A 26,007-nucleotide genomic window follows, 5' to 3' on the forward strand; every position below is an offset into this window, starting at 1 on the left:
CTGTCGTCCATACGGCGTGGATCGGGCGCTTGATCCGCCAGAAATGATAGATTATCTTGAACAATGTTCATATAGCAGAACGGCGGCGGGCGCTCAAGAAATCCAGGTACGGCAGCGGGTCTGGCCCCCAGGCACCACCGTGTGGAGCGCCATGACCGGCGCCGCCACTGGTCGATGTGCAGCACATGGCCATGGCCGTCTCTTGAGTGCCACGCAATCCATCTGCTCGCAAGCTCTACGCATCAGGAGAAAAGGGAACCATGAAAACTGCAATCACAGAACTCCTTGGCATCAGGTATCCGATCGTGCAGGGCGGCATGATGTGGGTCGGTCGTGCCGAACTCGCCTCCGCCGTTTCCAACGCCGGGGGGCTTGGCATCCTGACGGCGCTGACCCAGCCGACGCCGGATGCGCTGCGTGCCGAGATCGAGCGCTGCCGTGGCATGACCGACAAGCCCTTCGGCGTGAACCTCACCATCCTGCCTTCGGCCAACCCGCCACCCTATGCCGAATACGTGCAGGCGATCATCGACAGCGGGATCAAGATCGTCGAAACGGCGGGCAACTGCCCGAAGGAGTTTGTCGACAGGTTCAAGACGGCCGGCGTTCGCATCCTGCACAAGTGCACCTCGGTACGTCATGCGGTGAGTGCGGAACGCAACGGGGTCGACGTCATCAGCATCGACGGCTTCGAATGCGCGGGCCATCCGGGTGAGGAAGACGTCGGTGGCCTGGTGCTGGTTCCTGCAGCACTGCAGGCACTGAAGATTCCGGTTATCGTCTCCGGTGGTATTGCCGACGGTCGTGGCCTGGCGGCGGCGCTGGCACTGGGCGCGCAGGGCGTCAATATGGGGACGCGCTTCATGCTCACCGAGGAGGCTCCGATCCATCGGGACATCAAGGAAGCGGTAATCAAGGGCAGCGAACGGGATACGCTGTTGATCTTCCGAACCCTGAAGAATACAGGTCGCGTGTTCAGGAACGAGATTTCCGAACAGGTGGTGGGCATCGAGCGTCGCCCTGGAGGCTGCACCTTCGAGGATGTGCGGCCACTGGTGGCCGGTGCGCGCGGACGGGCTGCGCTGGAGTCGGGTAACGCCAGTGACGGGTTGATATGGGCGAGTCAGGCCATCGGCCTGATGGACGACATCCCGACCTGCGCAGAGCTGCTCGAACGCATGGTGCGGCAGTGCCAGGAGCAACTCTGCCAGGCTGCCGAGTGGGCCAGGTCTTGAGTGTGGCGCGGAAGTTGGTGGAGATTTCATGAATGAATGCGGTGGATCGGTTGGTTGCGATCGAGGACATCAAGCAGCTCAAGGCGCGCTACTTTCGGATGATCGACAGCAAGAACTGGCCGGGCCTCGAAGCGCTCTTCGCAGCGGATGCGAGCTTCGACATCAGTGACGATGTTCCGGGATGCGCAATCACTGGTGTTTCCGAGATTCTGCGTGTGATCGTTCCATCTCTGGCGTCGGCGGTCAGTGTTCACCATGGCCACTGCCCCGAGATCGAGATCACGTGCGGGACGATGGCGAATGGAGTCTGGGCCATGGAAGACGTGCTCCGCTGGGCTGAGGGGAGCGATTCGCCCATCAAGTCGCTGCACGGATACGGCCATTACTTCGAGACCTACCGGCGTATCAATGGACAGTGGCGGATCCAGTCCCTGCGGCTGAAACGGCTGCGCGTCGACATTGAACCATGGCACCCGAATAGCGGTAGGTGAGGGCCGCCCCGCGTCAGGCCTCGATCCGGGTTTTGCTGGCGCGTTCAGTCGACCGTTTCGCCATACAGGGCTCTGAGGGTCGCGGGCCTGTAGTCGAGTTTCTCGTAGGCGCGGAAGCGTTCCACCAGGAAGTCGACCAGGGCTCGCACCTTGAGCGAGACATATTCCCGGTTTGGGTACTGCAGGTGGATTTCGACGTTGGCGTCGCCCTGGTCTTCGATCAGGTAGTCGGGCAGGAGCACGCGCAGGCGCCCGCTTTGCAGGTGCGGCAGTACCGACTCGACGAAGGCGATGGTAACCCCCAGGCCCATCAGGGCAGCATCGACGACCGTGTCGAGCAGCTTGGAGACCACCACCCGGCCCGTTGGGTTGTACAGGTAGTGCTCTGCCGTTTCCGAGCCCGGTCGCGAGGCCGGCTGGAAACTCCAGACGGCCCGTCCGGCGGGGCCGACAGCCACTACGCAGTCATGTTCCTTCAGTTCCTGAGGCGTGTGCGGCTCGCCTTTGCGCGCGAGGTATTCGGGGCTGGCCACCAGCACGAGAGGCAGCCGATAGAGATGCCGTGACACGTAGCGCGTCTCCCTCGGCGTGCCGTGCACGATTCCAATATCGAATCCCTCTTCGACCAGATCCGGCATCTCGTCATTGATGCTGATCTCGAGGTCGATCTTGGGGTAGGCCTCCAGAAAGTCCGGCACCAGGGGCATCAGGAAGTAGCGTCCGAAATAGGTCACGGTCGAGACCCGCAGGGTGCCGGCAGGGCCTTCCCGCGCATCCCTGAGCAGGGCGGAGGCCTGGCGAATCTGCGCCAGCCCCGCGTCCACATGTTCGTAGAACAATTGGCCTTCGGCCGTCAGGTGCAGCCGCCGCGTGGTGCGGTTGAACAGGCGGGTGTCGAGCCGGCGTTCCAGGCGGGCGATGCTCTTGCTGACCGCAGTGGTCGAGATGCCCAACTGCTTGGCGGCTGCGGTGAAGCTGCCGCTCTTGACCGCCTGCACGAAGGGGATCAGGCCGCTGATGTCGTCCATGTGCTCAAGCCTTACTTTGAACCCTGGGTTAAAAGTTATTTTACAACTATCCCACTTATTTCCCAAATGCGGCTGCTCCAGAATAACCACGCCACAAGTATGGATAAAGCGGTGGTTTGCGTTTTTCAGCGCCAGGGATAGGCGGCACCAAGACCGTTCGATTAGTACCAGGAGAAGCTCATGCTCATACCCAAAGAAGTAGAAGCAGCGCTGGCTGCGGAGACGGTTCGTGACGATTTCATCCCTGCCTCCGGTTACATTTCCCCGGCCTTCCAGCAGCTCGAATACGAGCGCATGTGGAACAAGGTCTGGCAGGTCGCCTGTCGGGAGGAGGAGATTCCCAAGGTGGGCGATTACGTCACGTACGAGATCGGCAACCAGTCGTTCATCGTCGTGCGTACCGCGCCGGACACGATCAAGAGCTACTACAACGTCTGCCTGCACCGTGGCCGGCGCCTGACCGCCAATTGCGGTCATGCCGCCAAGTTCCACTGCAACTACCACGGCTGGCAGTGGAACCTGGACGGCTCGATCGCCCGGGTGCTCGACCGTGAAGACTGGCACGGTTGCAGTTCGATGAACGATGACGACCTGCATCTGCGCGAAACCCGTTGCGAGACCTGGGAAGGCTTCGTCTTCATCAACATGGACATGAACGCCGAGCCCCTGATCCAGTACCTGGGCGCCGCGGCCGAGGCGCTTACGCCCTACGAATACGGCAAGATGCGCTTCCGCTTCTATGCGACCTTCCGCCTGCCGTGCAACTGGAAGGTGGCGCCGGAAGCCTTCGAGGAGGGCTACCACGTGGCCGCTACCCACCCTCAGGTGCTGGAGTTCATGGGTGATGACTACACGCGCAGCTACGCTCACGGCAAGCACGGGATGTTCATGTATCCGTACGAGCGGGCTCCTTTCGGTCAGCCCTCGCCACGTCTGAACAAACCGCCCCGCGACCTGCGGGAAGGGATTATCGGTCACTTCGATCAGTTGACCCGCCAGTTGCCGGTGGTGCTTTACACGCAGCGTGATGCGGCGGCGGCTCGACGCCTGATGACGGAGGCCAGTGCCGACGAGTCGTTTGCCTCTGTAATAGGCAAGACTCTCCAGTTCCAGAGGGAAGCGGCTCTCGCGGAAGGTGCCGGCTGGCCCGACCTGACCCCGGAGCAGATGGCCAGGGCCGGGGCTGACTGGCTGGTGTTCCCGAACCTGGTTACCCTGCCTTACCCCGATGGTGTGATCGTGTACCGCTCACGCCCCGATGGCGACAACCCGGACTCCTGTATCTACGACGTCTGGGGCCTGCAGCGCTACAGCCCGGGGTCGGAGCCCGCCATCACCCGCCATCAGTTCATGGGCAAGGAGGATTGGCGCGGGGTGGGCGAGGTCTCGATCATTCTCGATCAGGACTTCAAGAATATGGAGCAGGTGCAGATCGGCATGAAGTCCTTCGGCTTCCCTGGCAATCGCCCCAACCCCGTCCAGGAGCTGGCCATCGTGAACAAGCACCGGGTGCTGCGCGAGGAGTACCTGTTCAGGAGCGACAGAATCGACGCCGTCAACCTGGCCTAGGAGGTCATCGCCCCGATGCGGCCACCAGGTGGTGGCCGCTCGGACTGGCGTGAAGTACGTCGAACGGATAGAAATCCCGATAGCCTGCGCATGCGCCAGGCAGGGTTTCCGGTTGGCTATCTGATGAGCCTGAAGGCCATGTATCGACTGGCTTTTTACGGGGCTCGCCATCAGGCCGGAGGCGACGAGGGTCGGCTTGACCCCGAGCAATCATCGTTTATATTATCGACCATCGTTCAAAAGAATGCATGGAGACAATATGAACAAGCACCTCCGCAGCTCGGAATATCTTCAGTTTAGCGTCGAGAACCGTGTTGCCCGCATCACCCTGAATCGCCCCGACAAGCGCAATGCCCTGCACCCGGCCCTGCTCGCCGAGCTGCGCGATGCGCTGCTTGAGGCGGACGACCTGAATGACGTTACTGTGGTCATCCTGGAGGGGGCCGGCAAGGACTTCTGCGCAGGTTATGACCTGGCTGGCGCCTACGCGGGCTTCAAGGACGGTACGCCGCCATGGGACGAGTCCCGCTACCGCACGATCAACAAGTCCATCGACGACGACTGCTGGAATCTGGAGCAGACCCAGAAGCTCAACATGGTGCTGTTCGACATGCACAAGCCGGTCATCGCCAAGGTCCAGGGCAACTGCCTGGCCGGTGGTACCGACCTGGCGCTGATGTGCGATTTCGTCATCTGCGCGGAGAACGCCAAGATCGGCTTCCCGGCGGCGCGCGCCAATGGCACTCCGCCCATCCAGATGTGGGTCTATCACGTCGGCCCGCAGTGGACCAAGCGAATGCTGATGACCGGCGACAACCTGCGTGGGCATGAAGCGGCTCGCATCGGCCTGGTGCTCGATGCCGTGCCGGCCGAAGAGCTCGACGCGGCGGTCAACGAACTGGCGCGGCGCATCAGCTTCGTGGATGCCGAGCTGCTGTCGGCCCACAAGCGTGTCGTCAATGCCGCGCTGGAACTGCAGGGCGCCAGGACGCTGCAGCGTTTCGCCGCCGAAATGGACGCCCGCGCTCACCTGACCCAGGGGCCGCGCCGTGCTCAGTTCAAGGCCGATATGGCGGAACATGGCTTGAAAGAGGCACTGAAAAAACGTGACGAGCCTTATGGCGACGGCATGGTCAAATCGCATTGGCTGAGCGCCGGTAAAGGAGCAGAGTGATGAGTGACAATTTTCTGATCGACGAGCCGGTCGAGGGCGTCAAGCGCATTACGATCAACCGTCCCGAGTCGACCAATACCTTCCAGTTCGAGATGTATACCGAACTGGCCGATCTGTTCAAACAGATCAAGTACGACCCGACCACCCGGGTGGTGATCCTGACCGCCGCGGGCAACCGGCACTTCTGCACCGGCCATGACCTGAAGAGCCCGGGCACGGCGCACTGGGTGCCGGAAGGCGTGGGCAAGCCGTTCTTCTCGCGCTACGCAATGGACGTCATCGCTTCCCTGCCGGTACTGATGCGCAACCTGCCGCAGCCGGTGATCTGCGCTGTCAACGGCACCGTGGCCGGCATGGCGCTGGCCTTCCCGCTGGCGGCGGACATCACCATCGCGGCGAAATCCGCCAAGTTCGTCAACGCGATCCACAACGCCGGCTCGGGTGCAGAACTGGGCATCAGCTACCTGCTGCCACGGGCGGTAGGGGCGCAGCGCGCCGCCGAGATCCTCTACACCTCGCGCCCGGTGCTGGCGGAAGAGGCCGAGCGCATCGGCCTGGTGCTCAAGGCAGTGCCGGACGAGGAACTGCAGGACGCCTGTCTGGAGATCGCCAGGAACATCGTCGCCAACGTGCCGATGGGTATCTGGGTAACCAAGCAGTCGCTGTGGCAGAACATGAATGCCGGCAGCCTGGAGCAGGCGATCGAGCTTGAGGGGCGCGGCGTGTACGTGGCCCAGTCCACCGAGGACAAGGTCGAGAAGCAGAAGGCGTTCTTCGAGAAGCGTGCGCCGAATTTCTCGTTCAAATAACGACGTTCGGCCGCTCGATCAATCGCAGGCTGCTTATCTTAAGCAGCCCGTTCGAGTGGCTGCAAAGGAGCAGTCAAAAGTGACGTACGAAAATATCCGCTATGAGGTCAAGGATCGCATCGCGACGGTGACGCTGAACCGCCCTGATATCTTCAATGCCATGGGCGCGGCGATGATGAACGAGCTGATCGCCGTGTTTGACGAAACCGATCGCGACGATAACGTGCGCGTGGTTGTGGTAACCGGCGAGGGCAAGGGTTTCTGTGGTGGTGCCGATCTGTCCAAGGGAGCCGACATCTTCGACAAAAACAAGAATGGGAGTGTGGTGAAGGAAAAGGCCAGCCCCATTCGCGAGGACGGCACCTTCGACTACGCCAGTGAGGCCGCACGCGATGGCGGTGGCAAGCTGGCCCTGCGTATCTTCAACAGCCTCAAGCCGGTGATCGGTGCCATCAACGGTGCCGGCGTGGGTATCGGTGCATCGATGCTGCTGCCGATGGACATCCGCATCGCCAGTGAGAAGGGACGTCTGGGCTTCGTTTATGCCCGCCGTGGCATCGTCTTCGAGTGCTGCTCGTCCTGGTTCCTGCCGCGTCTGGTGGGTATCGCCAAAACCATGGAGTGGAGCTTGAGTGGCCGGGTTCTGTCGGCTGAAGAACTCAAGGCTGGCGGCTTGGTGAGCGAGGTGGTTGCCCACGAGCAACTGTTGCCGCGCGCCTACGAGATCGCCCGGGAAATCGCCGACAATACCGCCCCTGTTTCCGTGGCCCTGATGCGTCAGATGGCCTGGCGCAGCCTGGGCATGGCCCATCCGATGGAAGCGCACCGCATCGAGAGTCGTGGCATCTGCACCCGTGGCCGCAGCCCGGATGCGAAAGAGGGTGTGCAATCCTTCGTGGAGAAGCGCCTGCCGGAGTTTGCCTGCACGGTAAACAATGACATGCCGGACTATTTCCCCTGGTGGGAAGAGCCCACTTATTCCTGACTTCAACATTCATGCACAGAGGCCAACATCATGAGTGACGACTACAACGCCAAGTACAACCGCATCGCCCATTCCCATGCAGGCATCACGCTGGAAGACGAGGGTACTCATTTCGAGTCGCTGGCGCTGCCTTCCAGTAGTACCGACCTGTGGGAGGAGACGGCACTGGGTGTTGTGGCCGAGTCTGGTGACTATGATGTTCTGCTCTGGGCTGCAGGCTACGCACTGTTTGGCAACGGCAAGGGGATCTGGGGGCGTGGCGCATCGGCCCAGCGGGAAATTCAGCTGATCGTCGTGCCCAAGTCTGGGCGCGGCACGATGAGCGACAACAACTTCGTGCGTGTCGGCTGGACCCCCACCGAGCGCCTTGAGGGCGATAAATTCTCCGTCACCCAGGGGGAGGACTCGGTTACCTGGGATTTCGATGGGCTCAAGTTCATTTCCCAGCCGCCGTCCTGGAAGCTGGAAGGGAAGGCAGGAGACGCCGAGTTCGATCTGCGCTATTCCCAGAACGGCTCCCCGTTGTGGAACTGGGGGCCGTTTGCCAAGGCACATGAGAGTGATCGGGCCGGCTATGACGTTTTTGTAGAGGTGGAGGGAAGCATCAAGACTTCTGCTCATAACCTTGAACTCACTAATGGCTACGGTGTGCGTGAGCACATCATTACGGGCCAGTCGAACGACCCGGTGACCAATCTGCCAGCCCCCAACTGGATGTGGTGGTTGTATGCGATTAAGGATGACCTCAAGGTCAACTTCTTCCAGCCGCGAGACGGGATGACGCTTGGCTTTGTGAAGTACGGCGAGCAGGAGCAGGTCAATATCAACCCGGCTGCCGGGGCTGGAACCGCTAAATTCGAAATCCTCGAAAAGTGGGAAGACCCGCGTACGGGGATGAATCTGCCGGTCAAGTGGCATCTGCAGATGGCCAACGGCGAGACCAGCGTCGATGTACGGATTGCCGCGCACGGACGAGCGTACAGCTTCTGGCCAACGTCGACCGGCACACGGATGTACTGCTACCTGCTGTCGACGATGACCGGCGAGGTCAAACTGCCGGACGGGCGCACCATCCAACTGGAAAATCAGCTCACGGTTAACTCGTTCTGTCGCACGATCCTTACTGCGAATGAAACAAGCCAGGGGCCGAAGTTCGAAATGCCCTACTAACTGGGCCGTCTTGCTCTTAACTTCAAAATAACAGCGGCTAGACGCCTTTCGGCGTCTAGGGAGTCAGAACTATGAAAACAGCCCTTACTGAACTGCTTGGCATCAACTATCCGATACTCAATGCGGGTATGGGTCGGGTCGCTTTCCCGAACATGGTCGCGGCGGTGTCGAACGCCGGTGGCTTGGGGGTATATGGTGCAGGCTCCAATCCGCCCGAGGTGACGCGTGCGGCCATTCGCGAGATTCGCTCGCTGACCGACAAGCCTTTCGGCGCCAACGCGCCTCTGGCACTGCCCAATGGCATGGCGAACGCCAAGGTCATGCTCGAAGAGCAGGTACCGGTGATCAACTATTCGATGGGCAAGGGCGACTGGATCGTCAAGGCTGCGCATGCCTACGGCGGCAAGGTCGTCGCGTCGGTCAGCGATGTGCGGCTAGCCCAGCGGGCCGAAACCCATGGCTGCGATGCGATCATCGCCGCAGGTTACGAGGCGGCCGGCCATGCTGGCGAGATTGGCACCTTCGTCCTGCTTCCCCGCCTGGCGGAACTGTTGAAGATCCCGGTCATTGCGGCCGGTGGCGTGGCCAACGGCGCCGGTCTGGTGGCGGCTTTGGCCCTCGGTGCGGGTGGCGTTTCCATGGGCACCCGTTTCTGGACCACCCAGGAAGGCCCGATGCACCAGAACTTCAAGAACAAAGCCGTGGAGCTCGATGTCCAGGACACCATCTTCTCCGATCGCTTCGACGGCATTCCGTGCCGGCAGATGAAAACCGCCGCCGCCGAGCGCATGGTGAACGCGAAGATGCTGAATGTGTTCGAGATATTCATGAATTCGTTCACCATCGCCAAGGAACTGAACACGCCGTGGCTCAAGCTGGTCAAGCACACCTTGTCGCTGGGGCCGCGCCAGATCGAGTCCATGATGCGCATGTCCAAGATGTTGCAGATGCACGGCTTGACCATGTCCACCGGGGATCTGGACAAGGGGATGACCGCCTCGGGGCAATCGGTGGGGTTGATTCACGACTTGCCCTCCATCGCCGAACTGATGGAATCCATCATCGCCGAGGCCGAGGCAGTGCAGCGTCGCCTTGCTGGCCAGATCCCGCTGTAAGTAGAGGTATGTCGTGCCACCTCAGGGGGCAGGCACTGATCGCGCTTATAAGGCGATCTTGAACGGGGTCTCGGGGCCATGCGTGAAACCTGGAAGCATGGCCATCGTGCTTGTGAGCCTCATTAGGGAAGCGCTGAATTAGCCCCCCACGGTCACTCCCGCGAAGGCGGGAGCCCAGCTGCTTCTCATGGATCAATGGAGAATAACAATGTCCAACTCCCAAACCTCCAACTCTCAAGCCGCAGGCCTTGTGGTTCCCGAGCGCGTCATTCCACTGCCCACGACCATCAGTGAGCAAAGCCGGCAGGTGCTGCTCAATCCGCGCATGGTCATGCCCACGCAGTACCCTCCGCTGGACGACAAGGCGGCCTGGAAATCACTCATCGCCGACATCGATGGCCATGTGGAGAAGATGATCAGTGCCGTCCTGCCACAGCAGGGCTACACGGTGGAAACCCGGCTGACTGCGGGTGTGACCACCTATGTCGCGACGCCGGCCAGCGTGTCGGAAGACGACCCGCGTGTCTTTCTTGAGTTTCATGGTGGCGGCTTTGCGCTGGGCGGTGGCGAGAGCTGCCGGTTGATGGCGATCGGCATGGCTCTGCGCACCGGCGTGCGGGTGATCTCCGTCGATTATCGGATGCCGCCCGATCACCCTTTCCCGGCTGCCCTGGACGACGCAATGGCGGTGTATCGCGCGTTGCTGGAGTCGTATGCCCCGGAGAACATCGTCGTCGGCGGTGTCTCGGCTGGCGGCGGCATTACCGCGGCACTGGCGCTGCGGGCGCGTGACGAGGGCCTGCCGCTACCGGCCGGCCTGGTGCTGATGACTCCCGGCGTAGACCTCACCAATAGCGGCGACACCCTCCATACCCTGCTTGGCATCGACCCGGTGCTGCCGACGCCGGTACCCGAAATGCTCCGGCTTTATGCCGGCGACACGCCGCTGGACCACCCTTACGTTTCCCCCGTGCTCGGCCAGTTCGACGCCAGCTTCCCGCCAACCTTCCTTCAGTCCGGCACGCGCGATCTGCTGTTGTCGGCCACGGTGCGCATGCACCGTGCGCTGCGCAAGGCCGGTGTCGAAGCCGAACTCCACGTCTTCGAGGCGATGCCGCATGGCGGCTTCGGCGGTACTCCGGAAGATATGGAGGTGACGATGGAACTGAGGCGTTTCCTTGCCTTGCGCTGGAGTAAAAGCTGAATCGCATCGCGATGAGCAAAGAAGTGACGGGTAAAGGCCCAGCCAAGGTGGAAGCCGGAATCAAGCTGCGTGGCGCCGATAAGGTCGCGCGGATTCCGGTGAAGATCATCCCCACCGAGGAACTGCCAAAGAAGCCTGACTGGATTCGCGTGCGCGTGCCGGTCTCTCCGGAGGTTGACCGCATCAAGCAACTTCTACGCAGGCACAAATTGCACAGTGTCTGCGAGGAAGCTTCCTGCCCGAACCTTGGGGAGTGCTTTAGCGGCGGTACCGCCACGTTCATGATCATGGGCGACATCTGCACCCGTCGTTGCCCGTTCTGCGACGTTGGCCACGGCCGCCCCAAGCCGCTGGATCTGGATGAGCCGAGAAACCTTGCCGTGGCCATTGCCGACCTGCGTTTGAAGTACGTGGTTATCACCTCGGTGGACCGCGACGATCTACGCGATGGCGGGGCCCAGCACTTCGCGGACTGCCTGCGCGAGATCCGCAAGCTGAGCCCCGGTGTGCAGCTGGAGACTTTGGTGCCGGACTACCGCGGGCGCATGGATGTAGCGCTGGAAATCACCGCTGCCGAGCCACCGGATGTCTTCAATCACAATCTGGAAACAGTACCGCGGCTGTACCGTGCCTCGCGTCCTGGTTCTGACTTCGAGTGGTCGCTGGACCTACTGCAGAAGTTCAAACAGCTGGTGCCGCACGTGCCTACCAAGTCTGGCTTGATGCTCGGCCTTGGTGAGACCGACGAGGAAGTGATCGAAGCCATGCAGCACATGCGCGAGCACGACATCGATATGCTCACCCTTGGCCAGTACCTGCAGCCGTCGCGCAACCACCTGCCGGTGCAGCGCTTCGTTCATCCAGACACCTTCACATGGCTCGCCGAAGAGGGGCAGAAGATGGGCTTCAAGAATATTGCATCCGGCCCGCTGGTGCGCTCTTCGTACCATGCTGATCAGCAGGCGCATGGGGTTAGGGTGTCGGATTAGAATCTATGGCCACCCCCGTTTTTGCAATGCTGATCAGCGATGGATGTTTGGCTTGTTTGAATCTATCCGTCGTCTACTTGGAGCATGCCCGCGCCACGACGAGAGTCGTGCCTGGCGGTCCTGAAAAGGCCAACGGCTTGATGAGCCGATTTTAAATTCAGGTTCTTCGCTCGGGCCGGTGGGCCGTTCAAATCGTTTCATGACAGCCATGCCAGGCAACCATCACAGATGGTTTGTGCATCGATGAAGTCGTTCTTGTTGCCTTGCACGAACGGTCGCACGAACTGCGGCGAGATCAGCTTGACCTCATTTTCTAGTGCTTGAATTGCGCGCGCTAGGAAGTGAGTGCCTGTGCAAGCCTCCATGGGAACCGTATAAGGCAGTAGGTTGATCAGCACACGCAACAATTGTTGGCGTGTAGCCTTTTGGCGCATGACCTTCCGCCCGAATTATCTTGGGCATGTAGATGAAAACCGTGCTTGCCCAGATCAGTACCGATCAATGCTGCGTTGTTCATGGTGATGGTCTTCGGAAATAAAACACCCTGCGAAGGTCGGCCTTCGCAGGGTGTCTGGGGATGACTATCTCATTAGGGCGGCCCATAGGTTAATGCCTGTCAGTTAAGCGTCGGGAGATGGATGCGTGAGAGCGCCATGTCCACCATGATTCCGGGACAGCACCGCCGGCGGACAAGCCTTCGACTGCCCGTCCTACGACAAAAAACCTCGCGGCCCTACATAGGGCGCGAGGCATTCCTCTTAACTGATCGGCATTAGCCCATAGATCGCCCTTTTGTATACCTGGCAACTGACGGTCGGCAGGGGCTGTGCATGTTTGAGTTGCTGTGACTATAGGTATACCAAGTGATCGATTCGAGAAACCATTGTCACGCTGCATCTCTGAAATACGGACGCTTGAGTCAGCACGCTGACCAGCATTTGGAGCACTTTGGGGGCATATGGGAGTCGGGTATTTCCTGAGAGTCATTTAGGGTTGTTGTTGACGCTTTTGTTGGGCGATGAAGTTCGTGGCAATGCTGTGGTGCTCGGCACTCATCGTTGCAGCCAGCTGGCGGCCGAGGGTGGCATCGAGCATCTGGGCTGCAGAGCGATGCAGGTACAGGTTCATTAGTTTCTTGGTTTCACGCAATGCCTGGGCCGGCTGCTTAAGTAGTTTTTCAGCCAAAGCCCGAGCCTCCTCCATCAGCTTCTCCGGCGCCACCACTCGGTTGGCGAGGCCAAACTCGACGGCTTGCTGCGGAGTTATGCGGTCGCCGGTAAAAATGAGTTCCTTGGCCCGCAGCAGGCTGGTGTAGAGCGGCCAGGCTACGGATATGCCGTCACCTACCACCAGCCCGATGTTGATATGGGGTTCTGCCATGAAGGATTTCTCGGACATCAGCACGATGTCGCAGAGTGTCGCCATGGTTGCCCCCCAGCCGACCGCCGGGCCGTTCACTGCTGCGATGACGGGGATGGGTAGGTCGATGAAGTTGTGAATGGTGCGGCGGGAGTTCTCCTGTACGGCCCGTGCGAAGTCGCCGTCGTCGAGGGTTTTGGCGAAATGGTTCATGTCGCCGCCAGCGCTGAATGCCCGACCGGCTCCAGTCAGAATGACGACTTTGGCTTCAGGATCCTCGGCCAGGGCTCGGAACAGCTTGGGATAGGTAAACAGCATCTCGGTCGTCGACGCATTGAGGTCGTCCGGCCGGTTGAGGGTGATGATGCGCAGGCCGCCTTCGGCGGTGACCAGGATGTCGTCGGGAAGATCGTAGAGATTGGTCATGGGGATGCTCTTGGTGAGGTTGGATGCGGTCTGGTCAGACACGATCGGTCAGACGCGGGCGCCGCCATCGAGGCGTAGCAGGGCGGCATTCAGGTAGCTGTTTTCGATGATGTGTAGGGCCAGCATGGCGTATTCGTCAGGGTGCCCGAAGCGCTTGGGATGAAGGTTCCAGTCGCGCATGCCGGCCTTGTAGTTCTCTGGAACCGAGGCGATCAGCGGGGTTTCGAAGCTGCCGGGCAAGATGGTGTTGACGCGGATCGCCTCTGGCGCGAGATCCCTGGCCATCGACAATGTCATGGCGTCGATGCCAGCCTTGGCGGCGACATAGGCGATCGTCGCGGCTGGCCCGTTCTTCGAGGCGACCGACGAGGTCATCACGATGACGCCTCTGTCGCCACCGAGTTCCGAGGGGAGATTCATCATGCCGGCGGCCGCTACGGAGGCGCAGAGAAAGGTGCCGCTGAGGTTCAGGGAAATGATCCGGTTGAAGCGTTGGAAGTCATGGCGGCGAATGGCGCCTGACTCGGCGTCGCGCCAGGCGGTGTAGGAGAGGCCGCCACCTCCGGGGGTGGTGACCAGGATGCGTTCCTGCCCATTGACCGCGCGAGCGGACTCGAAGCCGCCGATAACGCTCTCTTCGTCGGTGACGTTGGTGCGAAAGAACGCGGCGCCCGTTTCTGCGGCCACCGCCTTTCCCTTGTCCTCGTCCAGATCGAGGATGGCGACATGGACCCCCTGCGAACGCAGGGCTCGCACGGTCGCCTCTCCCATGCCCGATGCACCGCCTACCACCACTGCGCTGACGTTACTGTTCAGCTCCATAGCCGTCTCCTGGAGGTGTGGTGCTCAGGCGTCGATGCGGATTTCGCCGGCATGCCGTTCGATCCACTGAGCGAAGGGGATGAGCGTGATGCCGTGCCTGCCAAGATCGGCGTTGAGCGCATCGATGTCGGCTCGATAACCGACCTCGTTGGTCCATTCCTGGGAGCGTACCCAGCCGGGGAACAACCCGGCCTTTATCGCCTCCTCCGGGGTGAGGGACTGAGCCGAAACCGATTTGCCCAGCGCGCGGCCCAGGGTGGCGGCGACCTCTTCCATGGTCAGGGCCTCTGCCGCAAGGTCGATGTTCTTGTGCTTGAAACGCTCCGGGGAGTCGAGTGCTGCACGGGCAAGAACGCCCACGTCATCGGCGGCAATCAGCTGCATGCGAGTGGCCGGGAGCAGGGCGGTGATGATTTTCCCCTGCTGTAGATGGGGAAACATGTACTGCGCTTTGGGTTGGGCGAAGTTGTCCATCATGAAAGCCGGTTTCAGCACCGTCCAGAACGGGAAGCCGGCATTGCGCACTGCCTCTTCCACATCCCATTTGTCCGTCCAGTATTTCTGCCACCAGTAGCCGCTTTCCCAGCGGGGAAAGCCGGTGTGCTTGCCGGCTTCGCATACCGACGTGTGGACGAAATGGGTGACCCCGGCCGCCAGGGCGGCATCGACCAGGGCCTGGCCATGGCGGCGTTCCGCATCGGTGCCCGCCGAGTCGGGTATTTGCACCGAAAACACACCGTAGGTGCCTTGCATGGCGGCGGCTACGGAGGCGGCATCTTCCATGTCGCCGGTAACGCCTTCGGCTCCTAGTGCGATCAATGCTTGTGCGGCAAGCGTATCGAGATTGCGCGTGAGAAAGCGCACCTGGTAACCCGCAGCGAGTAGTTCGCGTGCGGTGGCGCCACCCTGGGCGCCGGTGGCGCCGGTGACGAGGATCAGAGGACGGTTGGTTGGCACAGGTAATCTCCTTTCATGGGGGGCTTGAGCGGCTCAGTCAGCTGCGACAGCGAGCTGCCGGGCCATGTCGACGAGTTCCGGGCCGATCGCCATCAGCCTTTCCTTCGGCCACTCGGTGGCCAGGCCCGATGCGGAGAGCCCGTAGAGGGTTCCGCTTCTGGGTGAGCGGATGGCGACGGCGATGACATTGAGGTGTTCGTGGATGACGCCGATGCTGGTTACGAAACCGTGCTGTGCGTATTGCTCGGCTGCCTGTTCAAGGTGGGTGCGGGTAGCGGGCAGGGACGCCGGATTCTGCCGTTCCAAGGCGTCGAGCACTTCGCTGCGTTCGCCGGCGTCGTAGCCGGCGAAGCAGGCCCATCCCGTCGGGGCCAGGGCAAACGGACGCCGCGCGCCGACGGGGTCGTTCATGTACACGAAGTCGCCGTGGGTGCGCTGGATGTAGAGCATGTCCAGGCCATCGCGAACTGCCAGCGACATGCCCATGCGGCAACTGTCCGTCAGGGCCTGCATGTGCGGCAGCGCGATCTTCGGCAGGGACTGGCGAACCAGTGCGGCATAGCCGAGGGCGAGCGCGGGCAGGCCGAGCGCCATGCGCTGGTTGTCCCCCGCGCAGACGATGAAGCCTTCCTTGGTCAGCGTATGGCACAGGCGCCACACGGTGGGCTGTGGCAGGCCGGTCATGCGCACGATTTCCTGTGGTGTCAGCTCGGGTTTCTCGTGGCTGAAGCAGCGCAGGATCTGCAGGCCCCTGGCCAGGGCGGTCACGTACTGCCGATCCTTTTCGCCCTCGGGGAGGGGCTCGTTGGGGAGTGCTGGGCTCATCGGGTTGTGCTCGCAAAAGGTTTTCGGAGTATAGTCTGAATTCACATTGTGGATAATGTATTCGCATAGCGAATAATTTGAAAGAGGTTACGATGACAGCATCTTCCTTGTTCGATCTGCGCGGCAAAGTGGCGATCATCACCGGTTCCAGCCGTGGTCTGGGGCTGGCGAGTGCCAAGGGTATGGCGGAGCATGGCGCCAAGGTGGTGATCTCCGGGCGCAAGGCCGACGCCTGTGAGGCGGCAGTGGCGGAGATCCGTGCCGCGGGCGGTGAAGCGATCGCCGTGCCGTGCAATATCGGTCGCAAGGAAGAGCTGCAGCATCTGGTTGATACCACCCTGGCGACCTGGGGGCGGGTGGACATCGTGATGGCCAACGCCGCCATTCATCCCTGGGTCGGCTCTGTGCTGGATCTGTCGGAGGAGACCTTCAACAAGTTCATGCAGGTCAATGTGCAGAGCAGCATCTGGCTGACTCAGATGACCATGCCGGGCATGCTGGAGCGTGGCTATGGGCGCTTCATCGTGGTGGCCTCCATCGTCGGCCTGCTCGGCGACCCGATGACCGGCACCTATGGCCTGACCAAAGCCGCCGACATGCAGCTGGTGCGCAACATGGCCAACGAGTTCGCCAGCAAGGGCGTCACCGCCAACTGTATTGCGCCGGGCACCTTCAAGACGGAGATGGCTCGCTCCCAGTGGGAGGATGAGGCCATGGTGAACTGGTACCGGGGGCGCAACCCATCACAGCGCTTTGGCGAGGTGGAGGAGCTTGCAGGTCTGGCCGTGCTGCTCGCATCTCCTTCCGGTGGCTATATCAATGGCCAGACGATCGCGGTGGACGGTGGCCACACGATTTCTTTCCGCTGAGTGAGGTTCGAACATGAATTTTCAACCCAATGCCGCCAATGAAGCATTCCGTGAAGAGGTCAGGGCCTTCCTGCGCGAGCATCTGCCGGCCGACATGGCCTGGCGTGGACAGCAGGGCTACCTGCCTGGCGACGACGACTCGCTGAAATGGACGCGCATCCTGCACGAAACCCGTGGCTGGTCGGTGCCTTTCTGGCCCAGGGAATATGGCGGAACCGATTGGACTGCTGAGCAGCGCTATATCTTCGAGGAGGAGTGCTATCTGGCGGGTGCTCCGTCGCCCAACCAGCAGGGGGTCACCCTGATGGGGCCGGTGATCTGCGAATTTGGTACCGAGGAGCAGAAATGTCGCTTCCTGCCGCCGATCCAGAAGGGGGAGGTGTATTGGGTGCAGGGCTTTTCGGAACCCGAAGCAGGCTCTGATCTGGCATCGTTGCGTACCACCGCGATTCGTGACGGCGACCATTACATCGTCAACGGCCAGAAGATCTGGACCAGTAACGGGATTTGGGGGGAGTGGTGCTTCCTGCTGGTGCGTACCGATCCCGAGGCCAAGCCGCAGAAGGGTATTTCCTTCCTGTTGGTTGATATGAAAACGCCCGGCGTGACGGTGCGACCGATCACCAGCCTCGATGGCAGCAATCATTTGGCCGAGATGTTTTTCGACAACGTGCGGGTGCCCGCTGAGAACCTCGTGGGTGAGGTGAACAAAGGTTGGGGCTACACCAAATTCCTGCTTTTCAATGAGCGAGCGTTTCTCGGCGCCGAGTCACCTGCGCTCAAGCGCTATCTGGCCAAGATCCGCCGTTACGCTTCGCAGGAGCGCGCGGGTAGGCAGCCTTTGATTCAGGATCCGGTATTTGCCAATCGCCTGGCCGAGTACGAGCTGGAAGTGCTGGCTATCGACATGGCGGTCAAGCGGGTTCTGCACCTTGGTGTGAATGAGCAGACCGGGGGCATGGCCATTGGCTCGATGCTCAAGGTGCGCGGCTCGGAACTGCATCAGAAACTCACGGAAATGCTGGTGGAGGTGCTGGGCGACTACGGCCCCGTTCACTACCCCGATCCGAATGAAGAGCGCGAACTTCGCGGGCGCAGCTTCGTGGGGCCGGACTTCGCGCCGGGCCTTGGTGCCGAGCTGTTCTATCGTCGTGCCTGCTCGATCTACGGCGGTGCCGCTGAGGTTCAGCGCAACATCATTGCCAAGGCACTGTTTGGTCTTTAAGGGGAATGGCATGGATTTCAATCTGAGCGATGAGCAGCGCATGCTGCAAGAAAGCGCCCGGCGCTTCATGGAAAAAAGCTACACCTTCGCCAAGCGCGAAGAGATCGCCAGGAGGGGTGGTTTCTCGCCTGAGGTATGGCGTGAGATGGCCGATATGGGCTGGCTGGCTGTGGCCATGCCGGAGGAATTTGGCGGCGTAGGCTTTGGCCATGTCGAAGCTGCAATTCTCGCCGAGGAACTGGGGCGTGGGTTGCTGCTGGAGCCTTATCTGCAGGGCTGCCTGTTTCCGACTTTCGTCATTCAGCACTGTGCTGACGCTGCCCAAAAAGCTGAACTGCTGCCAGCCCTTGCAGCGGGTGAGAAGCTGTTTGCTGTGGCGCACAGTGAGCCGGAGTCACGCGGCGATGTTGCCTGGGTGGCGACCCGTGCGCAGCGCCAGGGTGATGGCAGCTATGTGCTGAATGGCCGCAAGAGCGTGGTGGTCGGCGCCATGCAGAGCGACTGGCTGCTGGTGGTGGCGCGCAGCGCCGGCGACTGCGCAGAGCCCGAGGGGATCTCGATTTTCCTGGTTCAGCGTGACGCCCCCGGTGTGTCGTTGGAGGCCGTCAGCCTGCTGGACGGAACCCCGGCCGCGGAGTTGGTGTTGCAGGACGTGGTCGTTGCCGCCGAAGCGCTGCTGGGCACCGAGGGCGCTGCCCATGCCGGGCTGCAGAGGGCGGTGGACGAAGTGATCGTGCAGCAGTGTGCGGAGACGGTCGGAGGTATGGAGGATGTGCTCGTCCTGTGCGCCGAGTACCTCAAGACGCGCAAGCAGTTCGGGGTGCTGATCGGCAGCTTCCAGGCGCTGCAGCATCGCATGGCCGATATGGCCATTGAAACGATGCAGGCCCGTGCGAGCCTTCATCGCGGGCTTGCCGTGCTGGAGGCGGGTGCAGGTGACGACGAGCGCAGCACCACCATTTCCGGCTGCAAGGCGCAGGTCATGCGCAGTGCGAAAATCGTCACGGCTCAGGGCATTCAGTTGCATGGCGGCTATGGCATCACCGAAGAGTATCGGGTCGGTCATCACTATCGGCGGTTGGTGCTGAGTAATACCTGGTGGGGCGGGCTTGAATTTCACCGTTCGCGCTACGCGCGCTCGATTCAGGTGTCGTGCGCGCACGACCTGTAAGCGGCACGGAGCCTGCTCACCGGTCGACACGTATGCGGCGGGTATTGCGCGGGCTCCTCTTACTACAAGAAAGGAGAATCCAATGAGCACGCAGGAACTTCGTTTTGATGGCCAGGTTGCCATTGTCACCGGGGCCGGTCGTGGGCTGGGGCGGGCAATCGCCCTGAGCCTCGCCTCAAGGGGCGCAGCAGTAGTGGTCAATGATTATGGCTGCCAGCTTATAGGTACCCAAGGTGGTGACAGAGCGCCGGCAGAAGAGGTCGTTGACGAAATCATCGCTGCGGGTGGTCGTGCCGTTCCGGTTGTCGCCGATATCGGCAGTGCCGAGGGGGTGCGTGAGACGGTTGCCGCAGCAGTCGCGCTGGGTGGTGTGCATATCGTCATCCATAACGCCAGCCCGGTGATGCCGATGACCAGTTTTGAGGACGCTACTCAGGAAGGTTTCCATGCCAGCATGAATACGAACGCCGTGGGTAGCTGGGAGCTGGCGCGCCAATGCTGGCCGATCTTCCGGGCGCAGCAATACGCACGGATGGTGCTGATCAACTCCGCTGCGGGTCTCTGGGGGCGAGGCGGCATGCCGGCATACTCTATGGCCAAGTCAGCGATGTCGGGATTTGCCAAGTACCTGGCCGGCGAAGGTCAGGAGCATGGGATTCGCGTCAACTGCGTGGCGCCAGTGGCTGCTACGCGCGCCTGGGATGGCCAGGATGTGCCGGATGGGCTTGCTGAAATGATGGCACCACAGTATGTCGCAGAGTCCATCACCTTGTTCGCGCACCAGCTATGTCCTGCCAATGGCGAGTTGTTCCACAGTGTGGGGCAGCATCTTTCTCGCGTAGTTGTGGGGCAGACCGAGGGGCGTGCATTTGACTCGGCCGAGGCGCTGCTTGCAGGTTTCGAGGCCGTCATGGATACGGGAAAACTGGATCTGCCCTGGCAGGCCAATGAGTCGGGCGCACTGATCGCCGCTCGTCTGTTTGAGCGTGCCGCTGCGGCTACGGCTTGATCTTGCGTTCCCATGGGGATGGAAAAGGCAAACCCTTTCCCTGATCCGGGAGTGAAGGAAGCGTTCTACGAAGCAGCATGCAGGCTTCCGAGAAGCTGCGGTGGGAGATGGAAAGCGCACCCTCCGCCCTTGATTGGCGGAGGGTGTGGGTAACTCAGCTTTTCAGATGCCCTGAGGCCTCGGCTGCCATTTCCATCAGCATCGGGCGCAGATCGTTGATCTTGTGCTGCATGCGTTCCGCCGGAGCGGCGATGACCAGGGCTGCTGCAACGGAGCCATCGGTATCGAACACCGGGGCGGCAATACCGGCGGCGCCTTCGCTGAGTTCGCTGATGCTGATCGAGATGCCGCTTTCGCGGATTTCCTTGAGCTGCTTCTTCAGCGTGCTGCGGTCGGTCACCGTCCGCCAGGTCATGGCCTTGAGCTTGGCGGTGCGTAGATAGCGCTCCTGAACCTTCTCGTCCTGGTAGGCCAGCAGTAGCCTGCCGGGGGCGGTGCAGTGCAGGGGGCGAGGTGCGCCGAGCGGGGAGACGTAGCGCACCGGATTCTGCGAATCGATGCCGTCGATATGGGTGACCATCTGCGAGTCCATGTCGATGACCGAGAGGTAGACGCTTTCCCCCGTCTTGTCCGCCAGTTCCTGCAGGTACGAGCGCATCATCCTGGGGAAGTTGCGCGTGGCCAGGATGTTGCCGGAGAGCCGGTAGATGAATGGGCCGAGGTGATAACGGCTGTTGGCATGGTTCAGGTAGCCCTCTGCGACCAGGGGCCTCAGGAGCGTCAACAGGCTGCTCTTGGGGGATTCGAGGCTGTTGCTGAGTTCCGCCAGGGAGAGTCCGTCGGGAGATTTTGCCAGAACCTCGAAGAGACCGAGAATCCGGGTAACTGATCGAGGGCCCATCGAAGCCGGCGTTTCAGTGGCACCCACGTCGTTTTCCCTTTTTTTCATGAAATATCCCTTTTGAGTGGGAGAAATGTCGCGCTGTATGTCGAGATGCGATTAAGTGTGCAGTATATCAAATAGCGTTTACATGTAACTGTCCATTCTGGGAACCATGATTTTTCCTCTCCAGGCCGGCGCATGCCGGCTCGACTGGTGGTCGTCCGCCACGATGAGGCCTTCGGCTTTAGCTTCTATAGCACAACTTGCGTTTGCATATAGGAATATCGTTCATTATTATGCTCTCGCAAGCGTTTTCGGAGCCAGCTGGCATCGCTGTCGGCAGGCACTATAGATAGGCAGAGCCGAGGTGCCCGGTTTGGCGCTGCCTCGGTGCGACGGAGGAATCACGTATGGCAATGGTCGAAGGCAAGGTAGTGCTGGTTACAGGCGCTGGCGGTGGCATCGGGCGCGATATCGCGCTGCTCATGGCCCGTCATGGCGCCAAGGTTGTCGTCAACGATGTGGGCGCTTCCGTGACCGGCGAAGGGGTCGATGTGGGGCCGGCGCAGCGTGTGGTGGACGAGATCGTCGCCGCGGGCGGAGAGGCCGTGGCCAATACCGACAGCGTTTCCGACGCGGGCGCTGCCGCTCGCATGGTCGACCAGGCCGTCCAGCAGTTCGGTCGCATCGACTGCGTGGTGAACAACGCAGGCATCCTGCGCGATCGCTTCTTCCACAAGATGAGCGCCGAGGAATTCGATTCGGTGCTCAAGGTTCACCTGTACGGCTCCTTCTATGTCAGCCGTGCCGCGGCGAACTACTTCAAGGAGCAGGAGTCGGGCTGCTTCGTGCACATGACCTCGACCTCCGGCCTGATCGGCAACCTGGGGCAGGCCAACTACAACGCCGCCAAGCTGGGCATCATGGCGCTGTCCAAGTCCATCGCGCTGGACATGCAGAAGTTCAACGTGCGCTCGAACTGCGTGGCGCCGTTCGCGTTCAGCCGCATGATCGGCGCCATTCCGACGGATACCCCGGAGCAGCAGGCGCGGGTAGAGAAGATCAAGCAGATGACCCCCGCCAAGATCGCGCCCATCTGCGTGTACCTGGCCAGTGATCAGGCCGCGGATGTCAACGCGCAGGTCTTCGCGGTACGCAACAACGAGATCTTCCTCATGAGCCAGCCGCGTCCGGTTCGTTCGGTGCAGCGTTCCGAGGGCTGGACGCCGGAAAGCCTGGCCGAGCACGGCATGCCGGCGCTCAAGGGCTCGTTCATCCCGGTCGAGCGTTCCGGGGATGTGTTCTCCTGGGATCCGGTCTGAGGTCGAGACCATGGCGGTACGGGCGCTCCTGGAAAATGCGTCGCGAATCAGCGATGTCGTGCGCATTTGGGCTACGCATGGGGGCGCCTCTGCGGCCCTGCGCGATCCCGAGTGGCAACTGACCTACGCCGAGCTGTGGCACGCGATCGTGTTGGCGACGGGGCGCCTGGCCGAGGCGGGGGTCGCCCGCGGCGACCGGGTCATGCTGGTCGCGGAGAACTGCGTGCAGCAGGTGGCGCTGACATTCGCCTGCGCCGAATTGGGAGCCTGGCCGATCAACGTCAATGCGCGACTGAGCGAGCGCGAGATCTCGTCGATACGAAGCCACTGTCAGCCGCGTCTGATGCTGTTCAGTTCCACCGTGTCGACCGATGCGCAAGCCCATGCGGCCAGGCTGGGCGCCTCCTCCTGGCCGGGCGACGAGTTCTTCGCGGGCTTTTCCCTGCTGGCGGCCCAGGACGATGTGGCGCGTGAGGATGAAGCGCTGGCCCGCGACGTGGCGGCCTTGCTCTACACCTCGGGAACCACCGGGGCGCCGAAGGGCGTGATGGTGAGCCACCAGGGGCTGCTGCACTTCGCTCGCGTGTCCTGCGCCTCGCGTGGGTTGGGGACGGCGGATCGGGTCTATGGTGTGCTGCCATTGGCGCATATCTTCGGCTTCGCCACTGTCCTGCTGTCCACGCTGTACGCTGGCGCATGCCTGTCGCTCGAACGGCGTTTCACCCCCGAGCGTCTGCTCGAGGTTCTGCAGCATGAGGGCATCACCACGTTCCAGGGGGTTCCAACGCTCTTCACCCGGGTGCTCGAGCACCTGAAAAAGACGGGAGCCCGTTTGCATGCTCCGGCGCTGCGCTATCTCTATTCGGGCGGCGCGTCGCTGGACATGGCCGTGAAGCGCGAGGTGGAGGCAGCCTTCGGCATGCCGCTCCATCAGGGCTACGGTATGACGGAATATGCCGGCTCGATGTTCATCACTCGGGTCGACGAACCGCGCGATGACGATTCCTCGGGGCATCGTAACTCGGGGGTCGAACTGCGTCTGCTGGACGAGGCCGGTCAGGAAGTGTCGTCCGGCCAGGTTGGGGCGATCCACATACGGGGCCCGGGAGTGATGCGGGGTTATTACCGCAATCCCGAGGCGACCCGCGAGGTTCTGTCGGCCGATGGCTGGCTCATGACGGGCGATCTCGGACGCGTCGACGACACAGGGGCGCTGTTCATCGTGGGGCGCACCAAGGATCTGATCATTCGCTCCGGCTTCAATGTCTATCCCGTGGAGGTCGAGTCCGTCCTCAATGCCTGGCCTGGTATCCAGTTGTCGGCCGTTGTGGGCTGCCCCGAGGAGGGTGGTAACGAGGAGGTCGTGGCGTTCGTCGAGCTGCGCCCCGGACAGCGTCTGGACATGGCGGGATTGCAACGCTACCTCAAGAACGAGCTGGCGCCCTACAAGCGCCCGGGAAGGATCGTGGTTCTGCAGAGTATTCCGGTGACGATCAACGGCAAGCTGCAGAAGCTGCTGTTGCGAGCGTGGTTGCAGGAGGACGGGGGCCAGGAGGGCATCGCCGTGCAAAGGACGGCCTGACGCTACTACCGTCGGTGATCCACCATCCCGCTGCAGGCGGGCCGGTGGGAACGCCATGTCAGGCTGGATGAGAGGAACACGTGAAGATTGGGCTGCCTCTCGTGCGAGGCAGCCGGGTGCGACTTCAGATGTTCGAAATCTGGATCCGCAAGGCCGATAACAGGCTCCGAATGGGCCGTGAAGACGAGGACAATCGATGGATTTCTCCAGCTACCAGGCGCTCAGGCTTGAGCGTGACAATGGCATTCTGACCATTACCCTTAATCGCCCGGACACACTCAATGCCATCGATGACGACATGGATAAAGAGCTGGCCCGGGTCTTTATCGAGGCGGGCCATGATGCCGATACCAAGGTCATCGTCCTCACGGGCGCCGGTCGGGCATTCAGCGCGGGCGGTGATATCGAGGAAATGCAGAAGGTCATCGACGAGCCACAGCGCTTTGTTGACAGTATGCGCAGAGGCAAGCAGATCGTCTTCTCGATGCTCGATTGCCAGAAGCCGATCATCGCCAAGGTCAACGGCCATGCCATCGGCCTGGGAGCCACGCTGGCGCTCTTCTGTGACATCACCTACGCAGCGCTGCCGGCGAAGATCGGTGATCCCCATGTGGCGGTCGGCTTCGTTGCGGGCGATGGCGGCGCAGCCATCTGGCCGCAACTGGTGGGGTTCGCCAAGGCCAAGGAGTACCTGCTGACCGGCGATGCGCTGAGTGCCGAGCAGGCCGAGAAGATCGGCCTGATCAACTATGCCGTGGCGCCGGAAGAGCTGGATGTCAAAGTTCAGGAAATGGCGAGCAGGCTTGCCAATGGTGCAGCCAATGCAATTCAGTGGACCAAGGCGTCGATCAACATCGCGCTCAAGCAGGTGGTGACCTCGGTGATCGATGCGTCGCTTGCCTATGAGGCTTTGTCCAACCTGACCGAGGATCACCAGGAGGCCGTCAACGCCTTCCGCGAGAAGCGCAAGCCGGTGTTCAAGGGGCGTTGAGCGCAAGGGATAGGAAGCTATTCCGATCCGCTAAAGCAGAAGACCGTCGTTCAGCAGAAACTGTGCGACGGTCTTGAGAACCAGTTCTTCGCGTTCTCTATGCGGCACGTGTCCGCAGTTCTCGATCAGCAGAACATGCGCAAGATCACCGGCCAGGGTGCCGATTCGCTGGGCATGGCGCTCCGAGCCATACTCGTCCAGCTCGCCATGGATCACCAGCGTTGGACAGCCGATGGAGTGGATCGCGCCTTGCAGATCCCAGTTGCGCATGGCCTCCGATTGCCAGGTTCGTGTCCAGGCCTGCAACACCCACTGTGCCTTCTCGCCATGGTATTTCTTCAGGCGTTCCAGCTGGCCGGGTGCCTGGAATGCCGCTTCCGCTGCACGTATGCCCTGCAGCGTCCTGTCCTCGACAAAGGCCTGCGCCGACTCCGTCACCAGAAACTGGCACTGCTCCGGCATGTGAGCTGCGCAGTGCGCGGCGATACCGCCACCGACGCTGTGACCGAACGCGACGAAGGTGCCGATGCCCAGCGCGTCCTTTACCCGTGGGAAATAGCGTTCCGCCTCGTCGCGAATGAACCGGGCCGTCCAGCCACCGGGGTGCACATCCGAGCGGCCGAATCCCAGGCGATCATAGGCGATGACCGTGCGTCCGCTGGCCATGCAAAGCTTCTCGGGGAAGTCGCGCCACAACTCGACGCAACCCAGGGAGTCGTGGAAGAGCACGATGGGCGGTTCGGAGCTGGGGGATGTTTCATGCATCCATCTCCGGGCGAACATCCCGCCGTGGGGGC

Annotated in this window: 24 protein-coding genes and 1 pseudogene; 17 read left to right on the forward strand and 8 right to left on the reverse strand. The window is 61.5% G+C overall.

Annotated features, from left to right (window positions below):
• Positions 1-260: 260 nt before the first annotated feature.
• Both ACTV8E_RS14740 and ACTV8E_RS14745 read left to right on the forward strand, forming a co-directional pair.
• On the forward strand, positions 261-1,235 hold the full coding sequence (locus ACTV8E_RS14740; RefSeq protein WP_443199946.1) for an NAD(P)H-dependent flavin oxidoreductase: 975 nt from the start codon (positions 261-263) through the stop codon (positions 1,233-1,235).
• 32 nt (positions 1,236-1,267) lie between these two features.
• Entirely contained in the window at positions 1,268-1,726 is a 459-nt protein-coding gene (locus ACTV8E_RS14745; protein ID WP_443199947.1) for a nuclear transport factor 2 family protein, read from the forward strand.
• Positions 1,727-1,770: 44 nt separating this feature from the next.
• On the opposite strand, the gene ACTV8E_RS14750 is transcribed toward ACTV8E_RS14745, so the two are convergent.
• Positions 1,771-2,754: a LysR substrate-binding domain-containing protein gene (locus tag ACTV8E_RS14750; RefSeq protein ID WP_443199948.1), complete on the reverse strand. Its 984-nt coding sequence runs from the start codon at positions 2,752-2,754 to the stop codon at positions 1,771-1,773.
• A 180-nt stretch (positions 2,755-2,934) separates the two neighbouring features.
• Here ACTV8E_RS14750 and ACTV8E_RS14755 point away from each other — a divergent pair, with 180 nt between their 5' ends.
• The 8 genes from ACTV8E_RS14755 to lipA all read left to right on the forward strand — a co-directional run bounded on the left by ACTV8E_RS14755 (position 2,935) and on the right by lipA (position 11,769).
• On the forward strand, positions 2,935-4,323 hold the full coding sequence (locus ACTV8E_RS14755; RefSeq protein WP_443199949.1) for an aromatic ring-hydroxylating oxygenase subunit alpha: 1,389 nt from the start codon (positions 2,935-2,937) through the stop codon (positions 4,321-4,323).
• A gap of 259 nt (positions 4,324-4,582) precedes the next feature.
• Positions 4,583-5,497 (forward strand): crotonase/enoyl-CoA hydratase family protein, encoded by a 915-nt coding sequence (locus ACTV8E_RS14760; protein ID WP_443199950.1) that lies wholly within the window; start codon positions 4,583-4,585, stop codon positions 5,495-5,497.
• Positions 5,497-6,306, forward strand: a complete 810-nt coding sequence (locus tag ACTV8E_RS14765; protein WP_443199951.1) for an enoyl-CoA hydratase-related protein — start codon at positions 5,497-5,499, stop codon at positions 6,304-6,306. The genes ACTV8E_RS14760 and ACTV8E_RS14765 overlap by 1 nt, the downstream gene beginning before the upstream one ends.
• Before the next feature lie 79 nt (positions 6,307-6,385).
• Positions 6,386-7,291 (forward strand): crotonase/enoyl-CoA hydratase family protein, encoded by a 906-nt coding sequence (locus ACTV8E_RS14770; protein WP_443199952.1) that lies wholly within the window; start codon positions 6,386-6,388, stop codon positions 7,289-7,291.
• 30 nt (positions 7,292-7,321) lie between these two features.
• The gene (locus ACTV8E_RS14775; protein ID WP_443199953.1) at positions 7,322-8,461 is read left to right on the forward strand and encodes a hypothetical protein; all 1,140 of its coding nucleotides are present in this window, start codon (positions 7,322-7,324) and stop codon (positions 8,459-8,461) included.
• A 71-nt stretch (positions 8,462-8,532) separates the two neighbouring features.
• Complete coding sequence (locus ACTV8E_RS14780) at positions 8,533-9,576, forward strand: NAD(P)H-dependent flavin oxidoreductase (RefSeq protein WP_443199954.1); 1,044 nt, start codon at positions 8,533-8,535, stop codon at positions 9,574-9,576.
• 208 nt (positions 9,577-9,784) lie between these two features.
• Positions 9,785-10,780: an alpha/beta hydrolase gene (locus ACTV8E_RS14785; protein WP_443199955.1), complete on the forward strand. Its 996-nt coding sequence runs from the start codon at positions 9,785-9,787 to the stop codon at positions 10,778-10,780.
• Between the two features lie 11 nt (positions 10,781-10,791).
• Positions 10,792-11,769: a lipoyl synthase gene (gene lipA, locus ACTV8E_RS14790; RefSeq protein ID WP_443199956.1), complete on the forward strand. Its 978-nt coding sequence runs from the start codon at positions 10,792-10,794 to the stop codon at positions 11,767-11,769.
• A gap of 221 nt (positions 11,770-11,990) precedes the next feature.
• On the opposite strand, the pseudogene ACTV8E_RS14795 reads toward lipA, so the two are convergent.
• From ACTV8E_RS14795 to ACTV8E_RS14815, 5 genes and pseudogenes are all read right to left on the reverse strand, one after another.
• Positions 11,991-12,286: pseudogene (locus ACTV8E_RS14795) on the reverse strand (IS110 family transposase); the annotation flags it as partial.
• A 470-nt stretch (positions 12,287-12,756) separates the two neighbouring features.
• The gene (locus ACTV8E_RS14800; protein ID WP_443199957.1) at positions 12,757-13,554 is read right to left on the reverse strand and encodes an enoyl-CoA hydratase/isomerase family protein; all 798 of its coding nucleotides are present in this window, start codon (positions 13,552-13,554) and stop codon (positions 12,757-12,759) included.
• 48 nt (positions 13,555-13,602) lie between these two features.
• Complete coding sequence (locus ACTV8E_RS14805; RefSeq protein ID WP_443199958.1) at positions 13,603-14,376, reverse strand: SDR family NAD(P)-dependent oxidoreductase; 774 nt, start codon at positions 14,374-14,376, stop codon at positions 13,603-13,605.
• Between the two features lie 24 nt (positions 14,377-14,400).
• Positions 14,401-15,333 (reverse strand): NmrA/HSCARG family protein, encoded by a 933-nt coding sequence (locus ACTV8E_RS14810; protein ID WP_443199959.1) that lies wholly within the window; start codon positions 15,331-15,333, stop codon positions 14,401-14,403.
• Positions 15,334-15,366: 33 nt separating this feature from the next.
• Entirely contained in the window at positions 15,367-16,158 is a 792-nt protein-coding gene (locus tag ACTV8E_RS14815; RefSeq protein ID WP_443199960.1) for an IclR family transcriptional regulator, read from the reverse strand.
• A gap of 92 nt (positions 16,159-16,250) precedes the next feature.
• Here ACTV8E_RS14815 and ACTV8E_RS14820 point away from each other — a divergent pair, with 92 nt between their 5' ends.
• The 4 genes from ACTV8E_RS14820 (at position 16,251) to ACTV8E_RS14835 (ending at position 20,432) form a co-directional block, all read left to right on the forward strand.
• Positions 16,251-17,027 carry an SDR family NAD(P)-dependent oxidoreductase gene (locus ACTV8E_RS14820; protein ID WP_443199961.1) on the forward strand — a complete coding sequence of 259 codons (777 nt, stop codon included), beginning with the start codon at positions 16,251-16,253 and terminating at the stop codon, positions 17,025-17,027.
• Between the two features lie 13 nt (positions 17,028-17,040).
• Positions 17,041-18,252, forward strand: coding sequence for an acyl-CoA dehydrogenase family protein (locus ACTV8E_RS14825; RefSeq protein WP_443199962.1), 1,212 nt, complete (start codon positions 17,041-17,043; stop codon positions 18,250-18,252).
• A 10-nt stretch (positions 18,253-18,262) separates the two neighbouring features.
• Positions 18,263-19,423 (forward strand): acyl-CoA dehydrogenase family protein, encoded by a 1,161-nt coding sequence (locus tag ACTV8E_RS14830; protein ID WP_443199963.1) that lies wholly within the window; start codon positions 18,263-18,265, stop codon positions 19,421-19,423.
• An 82-nt stretch (positions 19,424-19,505) separates the two neighbouring features.
• Positions 19,506-20,432 (forward strand): SDR family NAD(P)-dependent oxidoreductase, encoded by a 927-nt coding sequence (locus ACTV8E_RS14835; RefSeq protein ID WP_443199964.1) that lies wholly within the window; start codon positions 19,506-19,508, stop codon positions 20,430-20,432.
• A gap of 154 nt (positions 20,433-20,586) precedes the next feature.
• On the opposite strand, the gene ACTV8E_RS14840 is transcribed toward ACTV8E_RS14835, so the two are convergent.
• A complete protein-coding gene (locus tag ACTV8E_RS14840) occupies positions 20,587-21,360 on the reverse strand; it encodes an IclR family transcriptional regulator (RefSeq protein WP_443199965.1) in 774 nt (257 codons plus the stop codon).
• A 365-nt stretch (positions 21,361-21,725) separates the two neighbouring features.
• Between ACTV8E_RS14840 and ACTV8E_RS14845 the strand changes: the two genes are divergently transcribed.
• The 3 genes from ACTV8E_RS14845 (at position 21,726) to ACTV8E_RS14855 (ending at position 25,210) form a co-directional block, all read left to right on the forward strand.
• Positions 21,726-22,637 carry an SDR family oxidoreductase gene (locus tag ACTV8E_RS14845; protein ID WP_443199966.1) on the forward strand — a complete coding sequence of 304 codons (912 nt, stop codon included), beginning with the start codon at positions 21,726-21,728 and terminating at the stop codon, positions 22,635-22,637.
• A 10-nt stretch (positions 22,638-22,647) separates the two neighbouring features.
• Entirely contained in the window at positions 22,648-24,219 is a 1,572-nt protein-coding gene (locus tag ACTV8E_RS14850; RefSeq protein ID WP_443199967.1) for a class I adenylate-forming enzyme family protein, read from the forward strand.
• Positions 24,220-24,415: 196 nt separating this feature from the next.
• Positions 24,416-25,210 carry an enoyl-CoA hydratase/isomerase family protein gene (locus ACTV8E_RS14855; RefSeq protein WP_443199968.1) on the forward strand — a complete coding sequence of 265 codons (795 nt, stop codon included), beginning with the start codon at positions 24,416-24,418 and terminating at the stop codon, positions 25,208-25,210.
• A 30-nt stretch (positions 25,211-25,240) separates the two neighbouring features.
• Here the strand turns inward: ACTV8E_RS14855 and ACTV8E_RS14860 are convergent, their stop codons facing one another.
• On the reverse strand, positions 25,241-25,975 hold the full coding sequence (locus tag ACTV8E_RS14860; RefSeq protein ID WP_443199969.1) for an alpha/beta fold hydrolase: 735 nt from the start codon (positions 25,973-25,975) through the stop codon (positions 25,241-25,243).
• Between the last annotated feature and the right edge of the window lie 32 nt (positions 25,976-26,007).

The organism is Pseudomonas sp. B392_1p, from assembly GCF_052245235.1.
GTDB lineage: Bacteria > Pseudomonadota > Gammaproteobacteria > Pseudomonadales > Pseudomonadaceae > Serpens > Serpens gallinarum.